The following is a 21,850-nucleotide window of genomic DNA, read 5'->3' as shown; positions in this document are numbered from 1 at the left end:
CCTGCAGGGCCCCCCGGAACTGCTCCACGCTCGCCCTTCACCATCAGCATACCTGTTGCATGCACCGATCGACGCCCGCTCGACCCCGAAGTGGCGAGATGCGCGTTTGTCTACACATGTTGTCCGAACTTCCGCCATTGCCGGCCTCTTCCCGGCCCCCGCTTCCCGACTATGCGCCGGCCCGGGGAACGCTTAGGCTTGCCGCCGTGGATGCCCCGGTCGAAGCGAGCGACGAAGCCCTGATGCTGGCCTACGCGGCCGGCGACGCGCGCGCGTTCGAGACCTTGTACCTGCGCCATCGCGGCCGTCTGTATCAGTACCTGCTGCGGCAGCTGCGCGACCGTGCGCTGGCCGAAGAACTGTTCCAGGACGTGTGGCAGCGGGTGATCGCCGCGCGCCTGGACTGGCAGCCGCAGGCCGCGTTCACCACCTGGCTGCTGCGCATCGCCCACAATCGGCTCGGCGACCACTGGCGCGCTGCCAGGCATCGACCGCCGGCACCGGCCGACGCCGACCTGCGCACCGCCCGCGTGCAGGACCCCGATACCCCGGAGCGGCAATTGTCCGCCTTCGAACAACGGCGCCAGCTGCAACTGGCCCTGGATGCGCTTCCCGAGGAGCAACGCGACGTGCTGCTGCTGCGCCTGGAGCAGGAATTGAGCCTGGACGAGATCGGGCAGATCACCGGCGTCGGCCGCGAGACGGTCAAGTCGCGGCTGCGCTATGCGATGGACAAACTGCGCGCGAGGCTGGGCGGATGAGCGCCGACGAACCGCTGACCCCGGAAGAGCGCGCGCTGGCCGAGCGTCTGCGCCTGGGCCGGCAGGCACTGCCGCCGCCGGCGCTGGACGCGGCGATCCTGGCCGCCGCGCGCGCGGCGGTCGCGCCGGGTGCCGCCGAGGTTCCGGAGTATCCCAGCAGCGCCGCGGAGCGGGCGCGGGCGCAGGCCGCCACAGCGATGCCGCCGCCCCCCCCTGCTGAAGCGAAAGCGACGGCCGACGCTCCTGCAGCGCGCGCCGCCCCGGCGGCGGCGTCGCGGTCACGCTGGCCGACCTGGCTCGGCGTGGCCGCCTCGCTGGTGCTGGTGGCCGGCATTGCCTGGCGCGGACGTCCGCCGGCGCCCTCCACACCGGCACCGGCGACAGCGCCAGCCCCGGCAACCGCTCCCGACAGCGACGCCATGCCTGCGCCCGTCGCATCGCCGGCACCCGCTTCCGCGGAGCAGGCGCAGGCCAGCGCCGCGCCGGCAGTCGCCGAGACCGCAGTGCCCGCCCCTGCGGCCTCGGCGCGCATGGCAGCGGAAGCGCCTGCCGCACCACTGCTGGAGCGTGTGCCGCAGCCGCAGGCGTCCAAGCCGGTGCCCACGAAGCGCCTTGCCCCTCCTGTGCCACCGCCCATGGTTGCGCCCGCTGCAACGCCGGCCCCGCCACCGCCGGCCATCGCGGCCGACAGCAGCGAGCCGTCTCCCGAACCGGCCACGGAACAGCAAGCCGCACCGGCCGCGATGGCCTTGCGCGCACCGGCGCGTGCGACGACGGCGCAGGACACCTGGGCGCGCAGCGCCCCTACCGACAACGCCCACCGGGCCAAACCGGCGACCTCCACGCGCGCGCAGGCCGCTACGGCCGAGGCGTCGGAGGCGCTCTCGCTGCGCCCTTCGACGTCGCCTGCAGCGCCCGCAGCCGCAACGCCGGAACCCATGCCCGCCACCGGTGCCGTGACGGCCGAGGTGGAGGTCGCAGTGGAGGCCGATGCGCGCTTGCCGCCGCGGCGCTGGCTGCAGCGGATCCGCGAGCGCCGCGACGAGGGCGAACTGGACGCCGCCCGCGCCAGCCTGCTGCGCTTCCAGCGCACGCATCCGCACCGCGCGCTGCCCGCCGACCTGCGCACGCTGCTGCAGGACTGAGCCGCGCGGCCCCCGGCGCCGGCGCAACAGGCCGACGTCGCGCCTCGTCTACAATGCCGCCGATGCCCGATACGCTCCCGCACCCCGTCAGCCACAGCGTGGAGATCAAGCACAGCCGCTTCCTGGCGCATGCCGCACCGATCGCCGACGCCGGCGCGGCGCTGGCGTTCCTGCAACAGGTGACGGTGGCCGACGCCACCCACAATTGCTGGGCCTACCGCCATGGCGACGAGTACCGCTCCAGCGACGACGGCGAGCCCGCCGGCACCGCCGGCCGGCCGATCCTGGCCGCAATCGACGGCCAGGGCTTCGACCGCGTGGTGGTGGTGGTCACGCGCTGGTATGGCGGCATCAAGCTCGGCGCCGGCGGCCTGGTCCGCGCCTACGGCGGCAGCGCGGCCGAATGCCTGCGACTGGCGCCGCGGCAACCGCTGCTGGCGTTGAGCCTGCTGACCCTGCACTGCGGCTTCGACGACCTGGGCGCGGTGCATGCCGCACTGAGCGCCTGCGCCGCGGAAAAACTCGATGAACGCTTCGATGCCGGCGGCGCCGAATTGCGCCTGCGCCTGCCCAGCGATCGCGTGGACGCCTTGAAAACCCGCCTGCGCGACGCCACTCGCAATCGGGTCCGCTGTTCGGAACCCGCCCCCGCATGAACACCCCGTCGGCCGATCAGGCCAAGTCGCTGCGCAGACTCGGCAGCCTGCGCACCCTGTGGCCGTTCGTGCGTCGCCGGCGCGGCCTGCTCGTCGCCTGGTTGGTGGCGCTGGCGGTCTCCTCCAGCGCGACGCTGAGCCTGCCGGTGGCGGTGCGGCAGATGATCGACCACGGCTTCAGCGACGTCAGCCGCATCAACCAGTCCTTCGCCCTGCTGTTCGCGGTCGCATTGGTGCTGGCGGTGGCCACGGCCACGCGCTTCTATTTCGTGTCGCTGCTCGGCGAGAAGGTGGTCGCCGACCTGCGCGAGCGCCTATACACGCACCTGATCGGCCTGCATGCCGGCTTCCACGACCGCAACCGCAGCGGCGAGCTGGTCTCGCGCCTGTCGGCCGATAGCGAACTGCTGCGTGGCGTGATCGGCAGCACCATGTCGGTGGCACTGCGCAGCACGGTCACCGCGGTCGGCAGCGTGGTGATGCTGTGCGTGACCAGCCCGCACCTGGCCGCCTACACCCTGCTCGGCATCCCCGTAGCGGTGCTGCCGATCGTGCTCGGTGCGCGGCGCCTGCAGAAGATTTCGCGCGCCAGCCAGGACCGCGTCGCCGACGCCAACACCCTGGCCGCCGAAACCCTGGGCGCGGTGCGCACGGTGCAGGCCTACGCGCGCGAAGGCTACGAACGCGGCCGCTTCGGCGAAGCGCTGGCGCAGACCGTGGCAGTGGCACGGCGCCGGGTCGGTGCACAGGCGCTGATCACCGCTGCGGCGATCGTGCTGATCTTCGGCGCGATCGTGCTGGTGCTGTGGTCGGGCGCGCACGAGGTGGCCGCCGGCCAACTCAGCGCCGGCGCGCTCGGCCAGTTCGTGCTGTACGCGATGTTCGGCGGCGGCTCGGTCGCCTCGCTGGCCGAGGTCTGGAACGACCTGCAGCGCGCGGCCGGCGGCATGGGCCGCATCGCCGAACTGTTCCAGGAACGCCCCGAAGTGGTCGCGCCGGCGCAACCGCTTGCGCTGCCGCAGCCACTGCGCGGCGAGGTGCGCTTCGACAACGTCAGCTTCCGTTATCCGCAGCGCCCCGATCACCCGGCGCTGGATGGCTTCGATCTGCACGTGCGGCCAGGCGAGAGCGTGGCCCTGGTCGGCCCCTCCGGCGCCGGCAAGAGCACGGTGCTGGCGCTGCTGATGCGCTTCCACGATCCGCAATCGGGCAGCGTGCAGGTGGACGGCCTCGATCTGCGCACGCTGGACCCGTCGCAGTTGCGCGCGGCGATCGGGCTGGTGCCGCAGCACCCGACCCTGTTCGCCGCCAGCGCCGCCGACAACATCCGCTACGGGCGGCTCGAGGCCAGCGAGGCCGAGGTCGAGGCCGCCGCGCGCGCCGCCGAAGCCGATACGTTCCTGCGGCAGCTGCCCGACGGCTACGCCAGCGAACTGGGCGAGCGCGGCGCACGGCTGTCCGGCGGCCAGCAGCAACGCATCGCCATCGCCCGCGCCCTGCTCAAGGACGCGCCGATCCTGTTGCTGGACGAGGCCACCAGCGCCCTGGACGCGCAAAGCGAAAACGCCGTGCAGCATGCACTGGAGCGGCTGATGGCGGGACGTACCACGCTGGTGATCGCGCACCGCCTGGCGACCGTGCTCAAGGCCGACCGCATCGTGGTGATGGACCACGGCCGCATCGTCGCCCAGGGCACCCACGCCGAGCTGCTGGCGCAGGACGGGTTGTACGCCGAACTCGCTCGCCTGCAGTTCATCGACTGAGCACGCCGCGCTAACGGCGGCGGGACTACGGTCGAGCCGCGTCTGCTGCGGTCCGCGCGTATCGCGACCGCGGCTGAGGCGTCCCGCATTCGATGCAGCGTTCGACAGGAGGCTCCCGATGTCCTTTCGCCAATTGCCTGCCCTCGGTCCCGACGGCGAGGCCTATCTGATCACCGAGTTCCAGGACGACGCGCCGCGCCAGCAGCAGGCACAGCACGATGCGCACGCCGACAGCGGGCTGCGCTACGAACTGGCCGATGGCCGCAAGCTGATCCGTCGCGGCCAGCAGTTCGTCACCACCGGTGGCGAGTTGACCTTGACCGCGGTCTAGCGTCGCGACTACGAGGTGTCGCCGTGCCCCGTCATCACCACTGGCGTTCGGGGCACTGGCGATACTCTGGTGAATTTTTCGCCACACCGCTTGACACGCTTGCCGCGCAAGGCGCGCCGACAGTTATCCACACGTTTGCGCAGTGACCATCCACATGCGCTGTGGATGAATTGCGAGCAGGTGTTGGTGATTCCCCTCAACGCGTCTCGCGTGTTGCGCGGTCGCGGCTAAAGCCGCTCCTACAAAAGCACGCAACGGCCGTCGTAGGAGCGGCTTTAGCCGCGACCGCTCGTACTCGCGATCACGCAAGCCGCGAACGACCCCAGACGTCAGCCCGCCAACACGCGCCCGATCCCACTGGCATCGATCTCCGCCGCCGCGCTGCGCACGGCCATGGCATCACTGGCCGGATCGAAGCCGAGCCGGAAATGCAATTCGCCCGCCTGCGTGCGCGAGGAATGAATCGAGGCCAGGTTGACGCCATGGCGCTCGAACACGTGCAACAGCGCGCGCAGCGAACCGGCGCGGTCCTCGGGCAGATACACGCTAAGCGTCATCTGCTCGGTCAGATCGGCCAGCAAATACCCTACCCGCTCGTAGCTATAGTTGCCCTGGGCGATCGCCGCCTCGCCCAGCGCCTGCAGGTTGGCGTCGAGGAACTCGGCACGGAACTGCGCGCGTGCCGCATCGTCGCCGCGGGCGACCTGCGCGCGTAGCCGCGACAACTGCACGATCAGTCCATCGAGTACGTCGCCGACGTGCGGATTGCCGAACTGGATGTCTTCGTAGATCGCGGGATTCAACGCCAGGATGCGCGCAATGATCGCGGTATCCAGCTCGAACGAGGCCGAACGGTACGGCAGCAAGGCCTGCAACGGCCCCAGCGCCGGCGCATGTTCGCGCAGCACACCCGCCTGGGCCAGGTGGGTGGCGTGGACCATCGCCTGCACCAGCGCCATCACCCGGTCGTGGTGCTCGGGCGTGCTGCGCACGCACTCGCCTTCCAGCGCCGCGTACAGCTGCTGCAGCCAGGGCTGCCACTGCGTCACCCGCGCCTCGCACACCACCAGCACGCGGCCCTTGAGCGTGGGCGACTTCGGCGGTGCGGTCATCGGATGCAGGCCGGCCACTTCCGCCTGCGAGGCCAGCATCGCCGCCACCGGTGCGGCCTTGACCGAGGTGACGTCCAGCCACAATTGGCCGCGTTCGCGGCCGCCGGCGCGCTGCGCGTACTCGCCGATCAGCGCCGGCGTGTGCCGGATCGGGGCGGAGAAGATCAGCACCTGCGCCTGCTGCAGCAGCGCTTCCGGCGCCAGCGACTGCGGATCGGCCGGATCGTGGCCGATCACGTCCAGTTGCATGCGCTCGCGAAAGAAGCGGCTCAGCCAGCGGCCATACGCGCCGGCGCTGCCAACGATGCCGACGACCGGGCGCAGGCTCACGCCAGACGCTCGGCGACGAAACGCAGCGGCGTCGCCAGTGCGGCCGGCGCCGCCGCCAACACGTCCAGCTCTTCCACATCCGCGGCCAGGGTCGCCTCCAGCGCCGCGTGCACGCCGGCGATGGCACGGCCGATCGCCGCTTCGAAACCGTCGCCGCGCAGCAGGAAGGCCACCAGCAGCGCCATCAGCACATCGCCAGTGCCGGCCACGTCCACCGGCAGCAGTGGCGAGCACCAGCGGTAGACCGCCTCGCGGCTCACCGCCAGCGTCACCAGTTGCCCGGCATCGCCGCCGACGCTGTGGGCAAGCACCCACTGCGGTCCGCGCGCCAGCAACACGCGCGCCGCGGCGATCGCCTCGTCCTGGGCCAGCGCCGGCATGCCGGTCAGGCGGCCGAGTTCGAACGCATTCGGCGTCACCAGCCACGCGTGCGGCAACAGGCGCTGCGCGAAGATCGCTTCCAGGCCCGGTTCCACATAAGGGCCGGTATGCGTATCGCCGATCACCGGGTCCAGGCAGTAGCGCAGCGTCGGGCACTGCGGCAGCGTGGTGTCGAGCCAGTCGGCGAACGCGGCACCGTTGCCGACGCTGCCGAAGTAGCCGGACACCAGCATGCGCGCGCGTTGCGGCAGGCCGCGTTCGCTGGCGCCGAGCAGCAGGTCGGCGAACCAGTCCGACGGCAGCACCTTGCCGCGCAAGGTGGCGTAGAACGGCGCATTGCTCAGCAGCGTGGTCGGGATCTCCGCCACGCGCAGGCCCAGCGCACGCAACGGCGGCACCGCCGCGCTGTTGCCGGCGTGGCCGTAGACGAGTTGCGACTGCACGGAGATGACGTCGACCGGCACCGGCCCATCGGGGCGCTGGCGGCGGCCATGGATGAGATGACTAGCGGCGGAGCTATCGGCGGGAGCGTTCATCGCCGTAGTGTAGCGCTGGCACCCGTGCGCTCGGGATGCGCGCATATAGACGTGTTGCACGGCTTTCAGCAACAACGGCCTCAGCTGCGACGCTCCGACGAGAAAGCGTCGCGGCTGAAGCCGCTCCTACAACAGGGAGCCAGGATGCGGAAGGACGTCCACGCATCCGGAATCGAAAATCTTGATATATCCGCTGCACTCAGCGGGCGAAACATTCCAGCACAACATTCCGCTGCAGGAGCGGCTTCAGCCGTGACACTTTTGACAGCAAAGCGTCGGGGCTGAAGCCCCTCCCACAAAAAGCCCAGCAGCGGCCAGGAACACTTGGCAGATCCCGAATCCTGCCTTTCAGCTGGTCATCCCGGCTTTCAACAGCCGCAGGCTGTCATCCCGAATCCCAAATCCCAGGCTTTTCAGCAGCCGAATGGCTGATCATCCCGGCCTTACGACGTCATCCGGTCCCAGAACCCCTTCACGCCATCGATGAAGGTGGCCGACTTCGGCGAATGCTTGCGCGCGTCCTCGCCGGTGAAGGTGGACTCGAACTGTTCCAGCAGCTTGCGCTGGTCGGCAGTGAGGTTGATCGGCGTTTCCACCACCACCCGGCAGTACAGATCGCCTTCGCTGCGGCTGCGCACCGAGCGCACGCCCTTGCCGCGCAGGCGGAACAGCTTGCCGGTCTGGGTCTCGGCCGGAATACGGATCTCCGCCTCGCCGCCCAGGGTGGCCACGCGCACCGTGTCACCCAGCGCCGCCTGCGAGATGCGGATCGGCACTTCGCAGTGCAGGTCGTCGCCGTCGCGCTGGAAGATCGCATGCTCGCGCACCCGCACTTCCACGTACAGATCGCCCGGCGGGGTACCGGCCGGACCGGCTTCGCCCTCACCCGACAGGCGGATGCGGTCGCCGTTGTCGACGCCGGCGGGGATCTTCACCGACAGCACCTTGGTCTCTTCCACGCGCCCGGCGCCGTGGCACTGGCCGCACGGGTTCTGCACGGTCTGGCCGCGGCCGGCGCAATGCGGGCAGGTCTGCTGCATGGCGAAGATGCCGCGCTGGATGCGCACCTGGCCGCGACCATGGCAGGTGCCGCAGGTCTCGACCTTGCCGTCCTCCGAGCCGCTGCCGTGGCAGTGCTCGCATTCGCTCAGGGTCGGAATCTCGATGCGGCGCTCGATGCCGGCCACCGCTTCTTCCAGGTCCAGCTCCAGCACGTAGCCGATGTCGGCGCCACGTCGCGGCGCACGTCCGCCACCGCCGGCCCCACCGAAGATGTTGCCGAAGATGTCGCCGAAGATGTCGCCCATGTCCGGGCCACCGGGGCCGCCGCCCATCCCGCCCATGCCGTGCTCGAACGCGGCGTGGCCGTGCGCGTCGTACATGCGCCGGCGGTTGCCGTCGGAGAGCACCTCATAGGCTTCCTTGCACTCCTTGAACGCGGCCTCGGCGGCTTGGTCGCCGGGATTGCGGTCCGGGTGGTACTTCATCGCACAACGGCGATAGGCCTTCTTCAGCTCGTCGTCGCTGGCGGTGCGGGCCACACCCAGCACTTCGTAATAGTCGCGTTTGCTCATGGGGCGGGGATTCGAGATTCGAGAGTCGGGATTCGTTCAAGGCAAAAGCGGAGAGCCGGGGCTCTTCCGCTTTTGCAAGCACTGCATGGACAGGGATCGGGAGCGGGAACCCACCAGGACAAGGCCTTTGCGAATCCCCAATCCCAAATCCCCAATCCCGGCTCCCTTCTTGTCGTCCTTGACCTCGGTGAACTCGGCGTCGACCACGTCGTCGGACTGGGCCGAGGACGCGTGCGCGCCGCCGGCGTTGCCGCCCGGCTGCTGCTCGCCCGCCGCCGCGGCGGCGTACAGCGACTGACCGGCCTCTTCCAGCGCCTTGGTCTTGGCCTCGATCTGGCCCTTGTCGTCGCCCTTCATCGCGGTTTCCAGATCCGCCAGCGCCGACTCGACCTTGCCGATGACATCGCCACCGACCTTGCTGCCGTGCTCGGTGATCGCGCTGCGGGTGGCGTGGATCAGGCCGTCGGCCTGGTTGCGCGCCTGCACCAGCTCGTGGAACTTCTTGTCTTCCTCGCGGTTGGCTTCCGCGTCGGCGACCATCCGCTGGATCTCGTCGTCCGACAGGCCGGAACCGGCCTTGATCTCGACCTTCTGTTCCTTGTTGGTCTTCTTGTCCTTGGCCGACACGTGCAGGATGCCGTTGGCGTCGATGTCGAAGGACACCTCCACCTGCGGCAGGCCGCGCGGGGCCGGCTCGATGCCGGACAGGTCGAACTTGGCCAGCGACTTGTTGTAGCGGGCCTGTTCGCGCTCGCCCTGCAGCACGTGCACGGTCACCGCCGACTGGTTGTCCTCGGCGGTGGAGAACACCTGCGAGGCCTTGGTCGGGATGGTGGTGTTCTTCTCGATGATCTTGGTGAACACGCCGCCCAGGGTCTCGATGCCCAGGCTCAACGGGGTCACGTCGAGCAGCAGCACGTCCTTGACGTCGCCGGCCAGCACGCCGCCCTGGATCGCGGCGCCCAGCGCCACGGCCTCGTCGGGGTTGACGTCCTTGCGCGGCTCCTTGCCGAAGAACTCGGCCACCGCCTGCTGCACCTTCGGCATGCGGGTCTGGCCACCGACCCGGATCACCTCGGTGATGTCGCTGGCGCGCAGGCCGGCGTCGTTCAGCGCGGTGCGGCACGGATCGATGGTGCGCTTGACCAGGTCCTCCACCAGTGCCTCGAGCTTGGCCCGGGTCAGCTTGATGTTGAGGTGCTTCGGGCCCGACGCGTCGGCGGTGACGTACGGCAGGTTGACTTCGGTCTGCTGCGAGGACGACAGCTCGATCTTGGCGCGCTCGGCGGCGTCCTTCAGGCGCTGCAGCGCCAGCGGATCCTTGCGCAGGTCGATGCCCTGGTCCTTGTTGAACTCTTCCACCAGGTAGTCGATGACGCGCTTGTCGAAGTCTTCGCCGCCCAGGAAGGTGTCGCCGTTGGTGGCCAGCACTTCGAACTGCTTCTCGCCGTCGACGTTGGCGATCTCGATGATCGACACGTCGAAGGTGCCGCCGCCCAGGTCGTACACCGCGATCTTGCGGTCGCCGCCCTGGCCCTTGTCCAGGCCGTAGGCCAGCGCCGCGGCGGTCGGCTCGTTGATGATGCGCTTGACGTCCAGGCCGGCGATGCGGCCGGCGTCCTTGGTCGCCTGGCGCTGGCTGTCGTTGAAGTACGCCGGCACGGTGATGACCGCCTCGGTGACGGTCTCGCCCAGGAACGCCTCGGCGGTCTTCTTCATCTTCTCCAGCACCTGCGCGGAGATTTCCTGCGAGGCCAGCTTGCGCCCGTCGGCGGTGGCCACCCAGGCGTCGCCGTTGTCGTGCTGGACGATGCCGTACGGCACCAGGCCGATGTCCTTCTGCACTTCGGCGTCGGTGAACTTGCGGCCGATCAGGCGCTTGACCGCGTAGAAGGTGTTCTTGGGGTTGGTGACGGCCTGGCGCTTGGCCGAGGCGCCCACCAGCACTTCGCCGTCCTTGGTGTAGGCGACGATCGAAGGCGTGGTGCGGTCACCCTCGGAATTCTCGATGACGCGGGCCTTGCCGCCGTCCATGATCGCCACGCACGAATTGGTCGTGCCCAGGTCGATGCCGATGATCTTGCCCATTGCAATGACTCCTGAAAGGTCGTGTAGCCGGCCAGTGCCGGGATCTGGTTCGGATATAGGGATGGCTGCGGGTCATTCAAGCCATCGCCGCAAATTAGCGTTCCACTGCCGCCGCGCCGGGTTCAGGCGCGTGCGCCCGGTCCGGCTCAGTCGTGCTTGGCCACCACCACCAGGGCGGGCCGCAGCAGGCGGTCGTTGAGCAGGTAGCCCTTCTGGAACACCTGGATCACGTGGCCCGGGGGGACGCCCTCGGCGTCGGCCTGGCTGATCGCCTGGTGGTGCTCCGGGTTGAACGGCTCGCCGGTCGGGTCGAGCAGGGTCAGGCCGTTGTCGGCGGCGACCTTGAGCAGCTGCTTGTAGGTCAGCTCCAGGCCGTCGCGCAGCGGGCTGGGCTCGCTGCCGGCGGCGGTCAGCCCCGCGTCCAGACTGTCGAACACCGGCAACAGGTCGCCGAGCAGGCGCTCGTTGGCGAACTTGCGCGCCTGCTCCACGTCGCGGGCGATGCGCTTGCGCTGGTTCTCCAGGTCGGCCCGCTCGCGCAGGGCGTCGGCCTTGACCAGGGCCAGCTCGCTGCGCAGCGTCTCCACTTCCGCCTGCAACGGATCGGTCGAGGGCTGCTGCGCCTCGGTCAGGTGTTCGGAATCGAATTCGGGGTGTTCTTGCGTCATGTCCGGGTCCCTGGCGGGGTGCGTCCCGCCTTACCGGACCACCTATGTGGGCGGTGCGGGCGGATTCAAGTGAGCCGGGATAGGGGATTGGGGATTCGCCCGGGCGCGGCTGGATGGCCTGCTGGCCGATGAGACGGCGGCGCTTCGACCAGCGCTGCGTGCGCTCAGCGGTCGCCCGGCGGAGATGGGTCCAGGCGGGCGCCGAGGACGTCGGCGGCGGTCTGCACCAGGGGGATGACCCGGTCGTAGTCCATGCGCTTGGGGCCGATCACCCCGAGTACGCCCAGCACCTGGCCGCCGGCCATGTACGGGGCGGTCACCAGCGACACGCTCTCCAGCGGCACCATGCCGGTTTCCTCGCCGATGAAGATGCGCACGCCGGGCGCGCGGATGGTGCGCTCGAGCAGTTGCAGGATCTCGCGCTTGCTGGCGAAGACCTCGAACAGTTCGCGCAGCCGCTCCAGGTCCGACAGGTCCTGCACGCCCATCAGCTTGGTCTGCCCGGCCAGCACCATGTCGTCGCCGGCCGGCGCCAGCGCCTGCTCGGCCAGCTCAACGCTGTGCGCCAGCAACTGTTCCATCTCGTCGCGGGCGTGGCGCAGGTCGCGCAGCAGGCTGGCGCGGATGTCGGCCAGCGCGCGCCCGGCGAAATGCCGGTTCAGATAATTGGCCACCTGCTCCAGTTCGGCCGGCTCGTAGGCCTTGCGCGGCTCGATGACCCGGTTCTGCACCTCGTTGTCGGCGAACACCAGGATCGCCAGCACCCGCCGCGCGTCCAGCGGCACGAAGTCGATGTGCCGGAACGCGAACTGCTCGCGCTTGGGCGCGCTGACCACGCCGACGAAGTGGGTCATGGCCGACAGCAGTTCCGAGGCGCTGCCCAGCAGCGCCTGGGTGCCGGCGGCGTTGGCCATCTCCGCGCGCAGCCGCGCCACCTCGCCCTCGGCCGGCGGGCGCATCTGCACCAGGCTGTCGACGAACACCCGGTAGCCGGTGGCGGTGGGCACGCGCCCGGCCGAGGTGTGCGGCGAGCTGAGCAGGCCGGCGTCCTCCAGGTCGGCGAGGATGTTGCGGATCGTCGCCGGGCTCACGTCCAGCCCGGCATGCCGGGCCAGGGTCTGCGAGCCGACCGGCTCGCCGTCGCGGATGTAGCGCGAGATCAGCGTGCGCAGCAGTTGCCGGGCACGCGGATCGAGGCTGGAATGGACCGGGGAAGCGCGCATGGAATCAACCCGTGAGACTGACCATTAGATAATCGCTACCTGTCGGCTTGGCAAGTCCGCGCCGGCTGGCACGTCATTGGCCCACCTGCCTGCGCATGCTAGCGTTGCGCGGCTCCGGATGCAGACCCCATGCTCAGACATCTCTCGATCAAGGATTTCGCCGTCGTACGCGGCACCGAACTGGAATTCGGCCCAGGCATGACCGTGGTGTCCGGCGAAACCGGCGCCGGCAAGTCGCTGATGGTGGACGCGCTCGGCTTCCTGTCCGGGCTGCGTGCCGACAGCGGCGTGGTCCGCCACGGCGCCGACCGCGCCGAACTGTCGGCCGAGTTCGTCGCTCCCGCCCAGGCCCGCGCCTGGCTGCGCGAGAACGAACTCGACGACGAGGAACATTGCCAGCTGCGCCGGGTGATCCGCGCCGACGGCGGCTCGCGCGCCTGGATCAACGGGCGCCCGGTGACCCTGTCGCAACTGGCCGAGCTGGCCGGCCACCTGGTCGAGATCCACGGCCAGCACGAACACCAGGCCCTGCTCTCGCGCGGCAGCCAGCTCGGCCTGCTCGACGCCTACGCGCGCAACGACGCCGAGCGCGCCGCGGTGCGCGCCGCCGCCGCGCGTTGGCAGGGTCTGCTCAGTGAACGCGAGACCTTGCTGGCGCAAGGCGACGTCAGCGACCGCATCGGTTTCCTGCAGCACCAGTTGGCCGAACTGCAGCGCGAGGACCTGGATCCGGCGGCGATCGCCGCCCTGGACGCCAACCATCGCCGCCCGGCCCATGCCGCCGCGCTGATCGGCGCCTGCGAGGGCGCGGCGCAGCGGCTCAACGGCGACGAGGCGCCGGCGGTGCTGGACCTGTTGCAGCAGACCCGCCACGAACTCGGCAAGGTCGGCGAATACGACCCGCGCCTGGCCGAGGTGCAGGCACTGATCGACAGCGCCGGCATCCAGTTGGAGGAAGCGCTGGCGCTGATCGACCGGGTCCGCGACGACCTGGACGCCGACCCGGCGCAGTTCGACGAGATGGAACGCAAGCTCGGCCGCCTGCACGACCTGGCACGCAAGCACCGCATCGGCGTGGACGCGCTGGCCGACCACCGCGACGCCCTGCTGGCCGAAGTGGAGAGCCTGCGCGGCGCCGGCGAGCGGCTGGACGTGCTCGACGCCGAGATCGCCCAGGCCACTCAGGCCTGGCGCGACGCCGCGGCGATACTCACCGCCACCCGCGATCGCGGCGCGCAGGCGCTGTCGCACGACACCACCGCCCTGATCGGCGAACTGGGCATGGGCGGCGGCCGCTTCCTCATTCAACTGGAACCGCACGAGAGCGAGCGGCCGGACCCAGCGGGCGCCGAGCGGGTCGAGTTCCTGGTCGCCGCCAACGCCGGGCAGCCGCCGCGCGCCTTGCGCAAGGTCGCCTCCGGTGGCGAGCTGTCGCGCATCTCGCTGGCGATCGAGGTCGCCGCGCTGGGCCTGGACGCGGTGCCGACCATGGTCTTCGACGAAGTGGACTCGGGCATCGGCGGCGCCGTCGCCGACATCGTCGGCAAGAAACTGCGCGCGCTCGGCGAGCAACGGCAGGTGCTGTGCGTGACCCACCTGCCCCAGGTCGCCGCGCAGGGCCACGCCCACTACCGGGTCAGCAAGGCGCCGGTCGAGGGCATGACCCAGAGTTCGGTGGAACTGCTGGCGCCGCGCCAGCGCGAGGAAGAACTAGCGCGGATGCTGGGCGGGGTCGAGGTCAGCAAGGAAGCCCGCGCCGCGGCCAAGCGGCTGCTGCTCAGCGCGGGCTGAGCGGCCGGCGCCGGGGTCCGGGGCGCCCTGGACCCGCGCATGCCGCCCTGCTCATCAGGCGGTCGACGCCCGATCGCGGGTTGGCTGAGCTCCCGCGTTCGGCGCTTGTACGAACGCGCACGAGGCGGAATCCGGCACGCGCCAGCCGAAGTCAACCGCGGGAAATAAAGCCCTTCTCCCGATGGAGGAAGGGAATAGCCGCTAGCCCCTCTCCCGGTGGGAGAGGGGTTGGGTGAGGGTGTGCGGCGCGAAGCGACCTGCTGACTTGGTCCATGAGGCTGCGCCCGGACCCTCATCCGCCCCTTCGGGGCACCTTCTCCCGATGGGAGAAGGGAACAGCCGCTAGCCCCTCTTCCACCGGGAGAGGGGTTGGGGTGAGGGTGCGACGCGAAGCGACCCGCTGAATTGGTCCATGAGGCTGCGCCCGTACCCTCATCCGCCCCTTCGGGGCACCTTCTCCCGAGGGGAGAAGGGAACGGCGCTAGCCCCTCTCCCGCCGGGAGAGGGGTTGGGGTGAGGGTCCGACGCGGAGCGACCCGCTGAATTGGTCCATGAGGCTGCGCCCGTACCCTCATCCGCCCCTTCGGGGCACCTTCTCCTGAGGGGAGAAGGGAACAGCCGCTAGCCCCTCTCCCACCGGGAGACGGGTTGGGGTGAGGGTGCGGCGCGAAGCGACCCGCTGAATTGGTCCATGAGGCTGCGCCCGGACCCTCATCCGCCCCTTCGGGGCACCTTCTCCCGGCGGGAGAAGGGAACGGCGCTAGCCCCTCTCCCGCCGGGAGAGGGGTTGGGGTGAGGGTGCGGCGCGCAGCGACCCGCTGAATTGTTCCATGAGGCTGCGCCCGTACCCTCATCCGCCCCTGCGGGGCACCTTCTCCCGAGGGGAGAAGGGAACGGCGCTAGCCCCTCTCCCACCGGGAGAGGGGTTGGGGTGAGGGTCCGGCGGGGAAGCCCCGCGCATCGCCAGCGCAGGATAAGGACAACCCTGGCCGATTTCACCGGCCGCGAGACTCAGCCTTTCTTGCCGCTCGGCCGCTTGCTGCGCACGTACAGCACCAGGGAGTGCTCTTCCAGTTCGTAGCCGTGATCGGCGGCGATCTTGCGCTGCAATTCCTCGATCTCCGCGCTTTCGAACTCGATGATCTTGCCGGTGTCCACGTCCACCATGTGGTCGTGGTGGCCGCCGCGGTCCAGTTCGTACACCGCCTGGCCGCCCTCGAAGTTGTGCTTGAGCACCAGCCCGGCCGCCTCGAACTGGGTCAGCACCCGGTACACCGTGGCCAGGCCGATCTCGTCGCCGTGGTCCAGCAGCTGCCGATAGATCTCCTCGGCGGTCATGTGGTGCCGCGCCGATTTCTGCTCCAGCAGCTCGAGGATGCGCATCCGGGGGTGCGTGACCTTCAGGCCGACTTTGCGCAGATCGTGGGATTCCATGGCGTCTCCGTTCATAGCTGGTTTATCGCCAGCTGCCTGGGAATGGGTCGCGGCGGTCGCCGGGAGTGTATCATCGCCGTGATTTCATTCAGCCCTGTCCCCGATGCGCAATCTCCTGCTGGTCGCCGTTGTTGCCCTGTCCACCGCTGGCTGCGGCATCATTTACAAGCAGCCCATCTACCAGGGCAATCTGATCAAACCGGCGGCCGTGGAGCAGCTCAAGGTCGGACAAAGCAAGCAGCAGGTCAGCGCGCTGCTGGGCAGCCCCTCGATCCCGGACCCGTTCCACGCACAGCGCTGGGACTACACCTCCACCGAGCGTGTCGATCGCCTGGGCCACACCGAGATCAAGAACTTCGTGGTGTTCTTCGACAACGACATGGTCACTCGCTGGGAAGGCGACTACTTCCCGGACCAGGACGAAGAACTGGCCAAGAACAGCGTGCGCCAGTTCGGCCGCAACCTGGCCAAGGACAAGAAGAAGCAGCGCCGCGGCGAGTGAGCCGGCGGCCGCGTCGCGCCCCGCCGCTCAGCGCGGCTTGGCACGGCGCCGCCTGGCGTCCTTGGGGTCGATCAGCAGCGGCCTGAGCAGTTCCACCCTGTCGCCGTCCTGCAGCAGCCGCGTCGGTGCGGCGACGTCGCCATAGACCGCGCACGGCATACCGGGCGTCGCCCCGGGCAACGCGGCAGCGGCCAGCGCATCGGCCACCGTCGCGCCCTCCGGCAACTCCAGCCGCTGCGACACGAAGCGCTCCGGCCAGGCCAGCACCACCTCGACCTGCATGGCGGCTAGGCCTGTTCCCGGTCGGCCACGCGCACGAAGTCGTTGACCATGCGGTCGGCCAGGCTCTGGAAGCCTAGGGCCAGCGCCGGGCCCAGCAGGCGCGAGGCGGGTTCGAAATCGAGCATCAGGCCGACCTTGCTGGCGTGCTCGTTGAAGCCCTGGAACGTCCACTGCCCCTGCAGGCGCTTGAACGGACCGTCGCGCAGCTGCATATCGATACGATCCGGGCGCTGCAGGCTGTTTTCGGTGGTGAACCAGGTGCGGAACGAACCCAGCCCCAGGTCCAGCCGCGCCACCAGGACGCGGTCGTTCTGCTCGAGGATATGGGCCGCATCGCACCAGGCGAACCGGCGCGGATAGGCGGCGACGTCGTTGACCAGATCGAACATGCGCGTGGCGGCGTGTTCGACCAGAGCGCTGCGGCGGATGATAGGCATTCGGGAGGGGAAGTGGGACCAAGACGTTCGGGAGGCCCCGAATCGGAGACAATAGCAAGATGAGCAAGAAACCCGTCAAGGATAAAGCAAACGGCGCGACGGCCAACAAGACCATCGCCCTGAACAAGCGTGCACGCCACGAGTACCACCTGGAGGACCGCTATGAGGCAGGCCTGGCCCTGCAGGGCTGGGAGGTGAAGTCGATCCGCGCCGGCCGCGCCAACATCGGCGAGAGCTATGCGTTCGTGCGCCAGGGCGAGCTGTTCCTGTTCGGTGCGCAGATCACCCCGTTGATCCAGGCCTCCACCCATGTGGTCGCCGACGACCGGCGCACGCGCAAGCTGCTGCTGCACCGGAACGAGATCGACAAGCTGATCGGCCGCGTCGAGCGCGACGGCTACACCCTCGTGCCCACCGCGATGTACTGGAGCAAGAACAAGATCAAGCTCGAGATCGCGCTGGCCAAGGGCAAGCAGGACCACGACAAGCGCAACGCGGCCAAGGACCGCGACTGGGCCCGCGACAAGCAGCGGATCATGCGCCGGCACAACAAGAATGCCTGAGGGGCTGGGAGTGGGGATTCGGGATTGGGGATTCGCAAGGGCGGGTTTCCTGCCCGCCTCAGCATCCCTACCCGCCTCGCCTTCCTGGTAGGAGCGGCTTCAGCCGCGACGCGGTGAAGCCGGGATGATCAGCCATTCGGCTGCTGAAAAGCCGGGGATTGGGGACTGGGGAGTCGCAACAGCTGCTCCCGTTCCCACAAGCTCAGCCGCAAGTGCGACGCCGTAAAGTCGTGGTAAGGCAGCCGCAAGAGCGCACCGCGGTGCATGGATGCCCTTGCTTGTGGGAGCGGCTTCAGCCGCGACGCGATAGGGCTGGGATTGGGGATTCGCAACAGCGGTTCCCAGGCCGCATCGTCTTTCATGTAGGAATCTGCTTGCGCCGCAATAGGTAACTGCCAAGGTTTCAGGATGAGTGCCTGAGACGGGTGGCGCGCCCTCTGCGACCCGCGCGTCCCAATCACGTCGAGATTCCGACTTCATCGCGTCGCGGCTGAAGCCGCTCCCACACGGCAGGCCGCGCTGCACAGGGAATCGCCATTGCGAATCCCCTATCCCGAATCTTCTAACTCCAACCTCAGCGCCTCGCGGCTGAAGCCGACACCTACAGACGGGCAAGCAACCGGGGAGCCGCCGTTGCGAATCCCCAATCACGAATCCCCGGCTTTTCAGCAGCCGAATGGCTGATCATCCCGGCCCCACACTCACGTCCCCCCAAGCATCCGCATCAAGCTCGGCAGCCCACTGCCCTGCATGTAGCGATCGCGCTGCAGGTCCAGGCACTGCGCCAGCACCAGTTGCTTGACCCGGTCGGGTGCGCCGATGAACTCGCGGCGCACCGACAGGAACGCGGCGATCAGCCCGGATACATGCGCCGCGGCCATGCTGGTGCCGCTCATCTCCACCATCCAGGTACCGGGATCGTCGACCGCGTAACCATGGTGCGCCGACAGGATCTTTTCGCCTGGCGCGACCAGGTCGGGCTTGTAGCGGCCGTCGGCCGTGGGCCCACGCGAGGAAAAATACGAAATGCCGTAGCTGTGCGGGCTGCTCTTGTGCACCGAGCCCACCGCCAGCGATTCCTCCAGGTTGGCCGGGTCGCCGATGCTCAGGTCCAGGTTCAGCGGGTAGGCCTCGCCGTCGCCCTGCATCAGCCAGGCCAGGCCATCGTTGCCGGCCGCGATCACCACCACCACGCCCTGCCGCCAGAGCCGGCGCAGCTCGTTGCACAGCGGGGTGAAGCCGCAACCATAGCTCTCGGCATCGAAGTAGCCGCCAAGGCTCAGGTTGACCCCGTGCACCACCAGTTCGCCGGCGAGCTCGTTGAGCTCGGCCACCTGCTGCACGCCCTTGATGATCCAGGAGTCGCGGCCATTGCCGTCGTCGTCCAGCACTTTCAGCCCGTAGAGCCGCGCCAGCGGCGCCATGCCGGCGAAGTGCAGCGGCGCTGTGGTCGGCACGCCCGGCAGCGGCGCCTCGCATTGCCCGGCGATGATGCCGGCCACGTGGGTGCCGTGGCCGTTGCCGTCGAGCGCATCGAAGCCGGCCTCGCCCGGACGCAGCGCGCGCGGACGCCCGCGCTGGGTGCAATCCCACTGGTCAAGCACGGTCGGCGGCTGCCCGGCGGTGTGGAAGTGCGGATGCGCCGCGGCGATGCCGCTGTCCAGCACCGCCCAGCCGATGCCGGCGCCAAGCGCGCGATAGGCCACCTGCGCCGCGTCCACCTGGATCGTGCTGCGCGACTGGTAGATCAGCGCGCGCTTGCCCGCATCACGCCACAGGCGCTTGAGGTTGAGGTCGCGATAGCGCTCGCGCAGACTCTCGATCTCGAACCGGGTCAGCCGCGCCGACACGTAGCGCTGCAGGGTGTCCTCCAGTTCGATCTGCGCATCCAGCGCCTCGCCGTGCAGGCCGGTGGATGCCTGGGCGAGCGTGCGCAACGCGGCGATCAGGTCATGCTTGCGCTGCGCCGGATCGCCGGCATCGGACAGCTTCTCGAGTTCGATCAGCACCTCGTGACGATAGTCCGGCGCGCGCGCCTCCAATTGGTCGGACAGGTCCTTGATCAGGACCGGATGCGCGATCGGCTGATCGAAGCCCACGCCCACCGCGCGCCGCACCTCGGCGCGCACGTCGGGGATGGACAGGTAGCCGGCGGCCGAATGCGGATTGTGCTGCCAATCCGGATTGATCTTCGACCCGGCGATGTTCCGGAAGCGCCCGCCGGCATCGGCGATGTCGTCGCTGAGATCGTCGTCCAGGGCCACCGGGTCGCGCCGCTCGGCGACGTTGACCCAGCGCGCCACGCAGGGCGGGAACGGCAGCTTCGGCGTGCCGGTCCACTCCTTGAACATGCTGCGCACCACCGGCAATCCCAGCGGCGAGCCGAGCGTGAGCAGCAGCGACACCTCACAGTCCCGCGGCTGCAACTCGCGCAGCACGTCGTAGGCGATCAGCGAGCCCTGGCTGTGCGCGATCACCACGAACGGGCCGCCGCCGGCGCGGATGCGCTGCAGCAGGCTTTCGCGCATCTGCGTGCGTCGCGCCGGCACGAAGAAGAAGTCGTGCACGTCCTGCAGCAGCGCCGCGGAGATCAGCTTCAGCAGCGCACGGTTGAGCACGTCGATGACGCCCTGCGCATGCACCTCGGTGGCGGCCGCAGCCGGTGCCGGCGCCGCCGTCTCCACCTCGTCCAGCAGTTGCTGCAGCCGCGCGCGCTCGGCATCGCTGGTGGCCAGCGTGTCGGCAAGCTGACGCAGATCGGCCAGTTGCGGCACTACGCCGAGTGCGCTGAGCACGCGCTGTTCGGCCTGGTTCAGCACCGGGCCACGGTCCTGATCCTGGCAGTCGCCCGGCTCCGGCGACGGATAGCGTTCGCGATTGACCCAGTAGGCCATGCGCGTGCGCTCGCCCATGGCCCGACCGAACAGGGCGCGGTCCCACTGGCAGCGCAACACCTCGGCTGGCGGCTTGTTGCCGATACCATGGATGTAGACGACCGTCCGTGCCCGCCCCTGCGCCAGCGAGCCCTCGCCGGTGGCCTTGGGCCGCGGCGCGGTGCTCGCCGGTGGCGTGGCGGCGGACGTCACCGAGGCAGGTCTGCTGGCGCCGGGAGCCGAGAAGTTGGAGCTGGACGGCGCTGCGGGTCTTGCCGATGCAGGTGCCTTCGTGGATGGAGCTGCCGGTGCCGGCGTCGTCTTCTTCGCCGCCTTGGCGGCACGCACGCCGCCGACTGGCTTCTTGCGCGTTGTTGCTGTCGGCTTGGCGGCGGATTTCGCCTGCGCCTTGACCGCCGCCTTGTCGGGCTTGGAGGTGGAGGACGTGACGGATGCCTTGGGCGCCCGCCCGCTGCTGCGGCCACGCGGCTGTCTGCTTGCCATTGCGCTGCTCCATGCCTGGGGGAATGCCTGGGGGACGGCGGCGTGACAGGGCCGGCGTCGCAGTGAAGCCAGCTTAAGCGCGGCCTGTCTCAAGACTTGTGACTGCCCTCCCCGATCCCTACACTGTGCAGGTCAGCGTTTGACGTTGTCCCCGGGGGTGCACTGGTTTCGACGGGGGTTGCAAAATCGCTTGGCGCATGCCGAGGGGGCAGCTTTCCTCGTAAATCCAGCCGCAAACTTATAGTTGCCAACGACGACAACTACGCTCTGGCCGCTTAAGGCCTAGCCCCGAAATCGCTTGTGTCCGTGCTCGCGACGTAGGGTCATTATCACGGAATCGCCGGTGGTGGCTGCCTGTCAGCCATTGGCTAAATCAAGCAGGCTGGTCCCGGGATGCGCTTCGCACATCGTGCTGTTCCGGGGCGAGATCCAACGATGAGCTAAGCATGTAGTGCCGGGGATGGAGTGCCTTCGGACGGCGGTTCGATTCCGCCCACCTCCACCAATGAAGAGACCGAGCAGGTCCGAGAAAAGCCGGGAATCCCTGTAAAACACGGGTTTCCGGCTTTTTTTTGTGCTCCGAGCAGCACGAGCCAACGCGTGCCAGTCGGCGCATGGGTGGGGGTACTTTTGGGGGTACGTCGCGGCATCCCGGATCTGGTACCCCCAACCCCTCTACACCTCACACATCGACGGACAAGGCGACGCGCATGCAGCACGATGTGCCGAGCAGGATTTGCCCGCGTTGCGGACAACAAAGGCGCCCTACCCGCCAGACGGCTCAGCGCTCCCCTCGCTGGAGCGACAGCCGATGTCGGCGACTCCGCAGCCGAAAACACTTCCAACGACGACCATCCGCTCCTGCGAGACGTGAAGGAGCCATGCCTTCGTCCCGA

The 21,850-nt window shown here is 69.1% G+C and carries 18 protein-coding genes, 1 other RNA gene and 1 pseudogene; 10 read left to right on the top strand and 10 right to left on the bottom strand.

Annotated elements, in window-relative coordinates; genetic code table 11:
- The first annotated feature begins 206 nt into the window (after positions 1-206).
- From ACP93_RS14525 to ACP93_RS14505, 5 genes are all read left to right on the top strand, one after another.
- Positions 207-761 (top strand): RNA polymerase sigma factor, encoded by a 555-nt coding sequence (locus ACP93_RS14525; protein WP_048491386.1) that lies wholly within the window; start codon positions 207-209, stop codon positions 759-761.
- Positions 758-1,906, top strand: coding sequence for a hypothetical protein (locus ACP93_RS22015; protein WP_048491385.1), 1,149 nt, complete (start codon positions 758-760; stop codon positions 1,904-1,906). The genes ACP93_RS14525 and ACP93_RS22015 overlap by 4 nt, the downstream gene beginning before the upstream one ends.
- 62 nt (positions 1,907-1,968) lie before the next feature.
- Complete coding sequence (locus ACP93_RS14515; RefSeq protein ID WP_053069767.1) at positions 1,969-2,562, top strand: IMPACT family protein; 594 nt, start codon at positions 1,969-1,971, stop codon at positions 2,560-2,562.
- Entirely contained in the window at positions 2,559-4,325 is a 1,767-nt protein-coding gene (locus ACP93_RS14510) for an ABC transporter transmembrane domain-containing protein (RefSeq protein WP_048491383.1), read from the top strand. The genes ACP93_RS14515 and ACP93_RS14510 overlap by 4 nt, the downstream gene beginning before the upstream one ends.
- A gap of 118 nt (positions 4,326-4,443) precedes the next feature.
- Complete coding sequence (locus tag ACP93_RS14505; protein ID WP_048491382.1) at positions 4,444-4,656, top strand: hypothetical protein; 213 nt, start codon at positions 4,444-4,446, stop codon at positions 4,654-4,656.
- Positions 4,657-4,985: 329 nt separating this feature from the next.
- Here ACP93_RS14505 and ACP93_RS14500 read toward each other — a convergent pair whose 3' ends face one another.
- The 6 genes and pseudogenes from ACP93_RS14500 to hrcA form a co-directional block, all read right to left on the bottom strand.
- Positions 4,986-6,098 (bottom strand): prephenate dehydrogenase, encoded by a 1,113-nt coding sequence (locus tag ACP93_RS14500; protein WP_048491381.1) that lies wholly within the window; start codon positions 6,096-6,098, stop codon positions 4,986-4,988.
- On the bottom strand, positions 6,095-7,015 hold the full coding sequence (pdxY, locus tag ACP93_RS14495) for a pyridoxal kinase (RefSeq protein ID WP_048491380.1): 921 nt from the start codon (positions 7,013-7,015) through the stop codon (positions 6,095-6,097). The genes ACP93_RS14500 and pdxY overlap by 4 nt, the downstream gene beginning before the upstream one ends.
- 443 nt (positions 7,016-7,458) lie before the next feature.
- On the bottom strand, positions 7,459-8,589 hold the full coding sequence (dnaJ, locus tag ACP93_RS14490) for a molecular chaperone DnaJ (RefSeq protein WP_048491379.1): 1,131 nt from the start codon (positions 8,587-8,589) through the stop codon (positions 7,459-7,461).
- A gap of 165 nt (positions 8,590-8,754) precedes the next feature.
- Positions 8,755-10,677, bottom strand: a pseudogene (gene dnaK / locus ACP93_RS14485) (molecular chaperone DnaK); the annotation flags it as partial.
- Positions 10,678-10,823: 146 nt separating this feature from the next.
- A complete protein-coding gene (gene grpE / locus ACP93_RS14480) occupies positions 10,824-11,345 on the bottom strand; it encodes a nucleotide exchange factor GrpE (protein ID WP_048491378.1) in 522 nt (173 codons plus the stop codon).
- Between the two features lie 164 nt (positions 11,346-11,509).
- The gene (hrcA, locus tag ACP93_RS14475; RefSeq protein WP_048491377.1) at positions 11,510-12,568 is read right to left on the bottom strand and encodes a heat-inducible transcriptional repressor HrcA; all 1,059 of its coding nucleotides are present in this window, start codon (positions 12,566-12,568) and stop codon (positions 11,510-11,512) included.
- A gap of 129 nt (positions 12,569-12,697) precedes the next feature.
- On the opposite strand from hrcA, the gene recN reads away from it, so the two are divergent.
- Positions 12,698-14,359: a DNA repair protein RecN gene (gene recN, locus ACP93_RS14470; RefSeq protein ID WP_048491376.1), complete on the top strand. Its 1,662-nt coding sequence runs from the start codon at positions 12,698-12,700 to the stop codon at positions 14,357-14,359.
- Between the two features lie 1,011 nt (positions 14,360-15,370).
- Here recN and fur read toward each other — a convergent pair.
- Positions 15,371-15,793 (bottom strand): ferric iron uptake transcriptional regulator, encoded by a 423-nt coding sequence (gene fur, locus ACP93_RS14465; protein WP_026143876.1) that lies wholly within the window; start codon positions 15,791-15,793, stop codon positions 15,371-15,373.
- 103 nt (positions 15,794-15,896) lie between these two features.
- Here fur and bamE point away from each other — a divergent pair, with 103 nt between their 5' ends.
- Positions 15,897-16,295: an outer membrane protein assembly factor BamE gene (gene bamE, locus ACP93_RS14460; protein WP_048491375.1), complete on the top strand. Its 399-nt coding sequence runs from the start codon at positions 15,897-15,899 to the stop codon at positions 16,293-16,295.
- A gap of 27 nt (positions 16,296-16,322) precedes the next feature.
- On the opposite strand, the gene ACP93_RS14455 is transcribed toward bamE, so the two are convergent.
- Positions 16,323-16,577, bottom strand: coding sequence for an RnfH family protein (locus tag ACP93_RS14455; RefSeq protein ID WP_048491374.1), 255 nt, complete (start codon positions 16,575-16,577; stop codon positions 16,323-16,325).
- Positions 16,578-16,582: 5 nt separating this feature from the next.
- Positions 16,583-17,014, bottom strand: coding sequence for a type II toxin-antitoxin system RatA family toxin (locus tag ACP93_RS14450; RefSeq protein ID WP_043092195.1), 432 nt, complete (start codon positions 17,012-17,014; stop codon positions 16,583-16,585).
- A gap of 59 nt (positions 17,015-17,073) precedes the next feature.
- Here ACP93_RS14450 and smpB point away from each other — a divergent pair, with 59 nt between their 5' ends.
- Positions 17,074-17,577, top strand: a complete 504-nt coding sequence (gene smpB, locus ACP93_RS14445) for an SsrA-binding protein SmpB (protein ID WP_017908548.1) — start codon at positions 17,074-17,076, stop codon at positions 17,575-17,577.
- A 701-nt stretch (positions 17,578-18,278) separates the two neighbouring features.
- Here smpB and ACP93_RS14440 read toward each other — a convergent pair.
- Complete coding sequence (locus ACP93_RS14440; protein ID WP_048491401.1) at positions 18,279-20,528, bottom strand: S8 family peptidase; 2,250 nt, start codon at positions 20,526-20,528, stop codon at positions 18,279-18,281.
- 118 nt (positions 20,529-20,646) lie between these two features.
- Here ACP93_RS14440 and ACP93_RS22335 point away from each other — a divergent pair, with 118 nt between their 5' ends.
- Positions 20,647-21,000, top strand: coding sequence for a hypothetical protein (locus ACP93_RS22335; protein ID WP_048491373.1), 354 nt, complete (start codon positions 20,647-20,649; stop codon positions 20,998-21,000).
- Between the two features lie 107 nt (positions 21,001-21,107).
- Positions 21,108-21,459: a transfer-messenger RNA gene (ssrA, locus tag ACP93_RS21240) on the top strand.
- Positions 21,460-21,850 lie beyond the last annotated feature (391 nt).

Origin of the sequence: Xanthomonas sp. NCPPB 1128 (assembly GCF_001043115.1) — a bacterium.
Classification (GTDB): domain Bacteria; phylum Pseudomonadota; class Gammaproteobacteria; order Xanthomonadales; family Xanthomonadaceae; genus Xanthomonas_A.
This window is presented reverse-complemented; position numbering and strand designations above follow the sequence as displayed.

What these genes read in the sequence shown, in the direction of transcription:
- ACP93_RS14450 (WP_043092195.1), bottom strand. Translation starts at nt 17,014, where the DNA reads ATGCCTATCATCCGCCGCAGCGCTCTGGTCGAACACGCCGCCACGCGC.
- ACP93_RS14505 (WP_048491382.1), top strand. Translation starts at nt 4,444, where the DNA reads ATGTCCTTTCGCCAATTGCCTGCCCTCGGTCCCGACGGCGAGGCCTAT.
- bamE (WP_048491375.1), top strand. Translation starts at nt 15,897, where the DNA reads ATGCGCAATCTCCTGCTGGTCGCCGTTGTTGCCCTGTCCACCGCTGGC.
- ACP93_RS14455 (WP_048491374.1), bottom strand. Translation starts at nt 16,577, where the DNA reads ATGCAGGTCGAGGTGGTGCTGGCCTGGCCGGAGCGCTTCGTGTCGCAG.
- recN (WP_048491376.1), top strand. Translation starts at nt 12,698, where the DNA reads ATGCTCAGACATCTCTCGATCAAGGATTTCGCCGTCGTACGCGGCACC.
- ACP93_RS22015 (WP_048491385.1), top strand. Translation starts at nt 758, where the DNA reads ATGAGCGCCGACGAACCGCTGACCCCGGAAGAGCGCGCGCTGGCCGAG.
- ACP93_RS14515 (WP_053069767.1), top strand. Translation starts at nt 1,969, where the DNA reads ATGCCCGATACGCTCCCGCACCCCGTCAGCCACAGCGTGGAGATCAAG.
- smpB (WP_017908548.1), top strand. Translation starts at nt 17,074, where the DNA reads ATGAGCAAGAAACCCGTCAAGGATAAAGCAAACGGCGCGACGGCCAAC.
- hrcA (WP_048491377.1), bottom strand. Translation starts at nt 12,568, where the DNA reads ATGCGCGCTTCCCCGGTCCATTCCAGCCTCGATCCGCGTGCCCGGCAA.
- ACP93_RS14510 (WP_048491383.1), top strand. Translation starts at nt 2,559, where the DNA reads ATGAACACCCCGTCGGCCGATCAGGCCAAGTCGCTGCGCAGACTCGGC.
- grpE (WP_048491378.1), bottom strand. Translation starts at nt 11,345, where the DNA reads ATGACGCAAGAACACCCCGAATTCGATTCCGAACACCTGACCGAGGCG.
- dnaJ (WP_048491379.1), bottom strand. Translation starts at nt 8,589, where the DNA reads ATGAGCAAACGCGACTATTACGAAGTGCTGGGTGTGGCCCGCACCGCC.
- fur (WP_026143876.1), bottom strand. Translation starts at nt 15,793, where the DNA reads ATGGAATCCCACGATCTGCGCAAAGTCGGCCTGAAGGTCACGCACCCC.
- pdxY (WP_048491380.1), bottom strand. Translation starts at nt 7,015, where the DNA reads ATGAACGCTCCCGCCGATAGCTCCGCCGCTAGTCATCTCATCCATGGC.